General features: G+C 67.1%; 1 protein-coding gene. It reads right to left on the bottom strand.

The features are described from left to right. Nucleotides 1-73: 73 nt before the first annotated feature. Nucleotides 74-1402 (bottom strand): IS110 family RNA-guided transposase, encoded by a 1329-nt coding sequence (locus tag ABD466_RS44215; RefSeq protein WP_344663319.1) that lies wholly within the window; start codon nucleotides 1400-1402, stop codon nucleotides 74-76. Between the last annotated feature and the right edge of the window lie 252 nt (nucleotides 1403-1654).

The raw sequence follows: 1654 nt of genomic DNA, 5'->3' as shown, positions 1-1654 counted from the left end.
CTAACCGGAAAATGCAGGTGAGTACGGGCAGCCTGGAGTGTCCCGGCTGTCCGGGAGGTTTGGTGCGATCGTGTCAGGCTGCTTCGGTGAGGGTGACGGTGTAGCCGAGGTGTTCTAGTTCGCGGATGGCTTGACGGGTCTTGCGGGTGCGGTTGATGTGTCGGTTGTGCCAGTCCGGTCCGAGGTCGGTGAAGCGGGCGTTGGGATCGTCGATGAGGATCCAGCAGATCTCCAGGATGTTGCGGGCCACGGCGACCATGGCCTTCTTGGCTGGGGCATGTTTGGCGATCCGCCGGTAGCGGGCTCCAAGGAAGGTTTTGGTTCGTCCGGCGTTCATCGCGGCCTGACCGAGCGGTCCTTTGAGCCAGCCGTTGCCTTTGCCGGCCGGGCCGTGGGTGTTCTTGGCGCCGGACTGGATGGTCCGGGGTGTCAGTTTCGCCCAGGAGGCCAGGTGGCCGGGCGTGGGGAAGGCGGTCATGTCCACGCCGATCTCGGCGAGGATGACGGCGGCGGTGTCCCGGCCGACCCCAGGGATCTCATCGAGCCGGTCCAGCAGGCCCATCCTGGTCGGGTGGTCGTCATCGGGCGGGGGTGTGGGGTCGATGGTGGCAATGGCCTGCTTGATCCGGACTGTCAGTTCCTGGATCTGGGCCGTCAGCCGGTCGTGGTCCTCCAGCAGCATCCCGATCAGGTAGGCGTGGTGGTCTTCGAATTGCCCGGTCAGCGCCTCAACCAGTCTCGGGATCTTCACCCGCATCCGGCCGCGGGCCAACTCGGCCAGCGTCGCAGGGTTCCGCTCCCCGGCCACCAGCGCCTCGAGCATCGCCCGGCCGCTGGTCCCGAACAGGTCGGACGCGCCGTCGGTCTTGTCCGAGACTTTCAGACACGCATCCTCCAGGACCTTCTCGATCCGGTTGCGGTACCGGGAGCGGTCCTCGGTCAGCGCGGTGCGCAACCGGGTGAGGCCGCGCAGCTGCCGGATCGGCTTCGGCGGCACGAACGAGGGCCGCAGCATCCCACGCTCTGCCAGCTTGGCCAGCCAGATCGCGTCCAGCTTGTCGGTCTTGGGCCGTCCCGGGACGTTCTTCACCTCTCGGGCGTTCACCAGCCAGCACCGCAGTCCCCGAGCCTCCAACTGGTAGAAGAACGGACGCCAGTAGTCCGACGTCGCCTCCATCACCACAAGCTCGACACCCTGGCAGACCAGATGGTCGCCCAGCTCGGCGATCGCGTTCGTCGTCGCCTTGACCCCGAAGACCTTCTGCACCCGCCGATCAGGGTTCTTCTCGGCGGGCAAGCGGGTGCACACCATCGCCGAGGCCTTGGCGATGTCGATCGCCGCCACTCGGGCCACCTGCTCGATGGCCTGTTCCAGCTCAACTACTTCGGCGTACTCCTCCACGGGAACGCTCCTGCCAACTCCGCGCTCCCCAGCGACACCAGCAGGAACCGTCCGCACGGCCGCGTCGGGGCGACGCCGAAGCTAACCGGCGTGCTCGAAGCGACAGGACACAGCCCCCACCAGCGGCCAGGACCGGACTAGGGCACGGGATATCAACCCAAGAACAGATCGGCCTCGGCGCGGACGGAACCCGCACGGCACATTTTCGCGCCGACCAGGCGGCGCCGGCAACGGGCCGGAATGACTAGGGCG

Origin of the sequence: Catenulispora subtropica, from assembly GCF_039531675.1 — a bacterium.
Lineage (GTDB): Bacteria > Actinomycetota > Actinomycetes > Streptomycetales > Catenulisporaceae > Catenulispora > Catenulispora subtropica.
The sequence above is the reverse complement of the archived record's forward strand: the minus strand, read 5'-3'. Positions and strand labels throughout refer to the sequence as shown.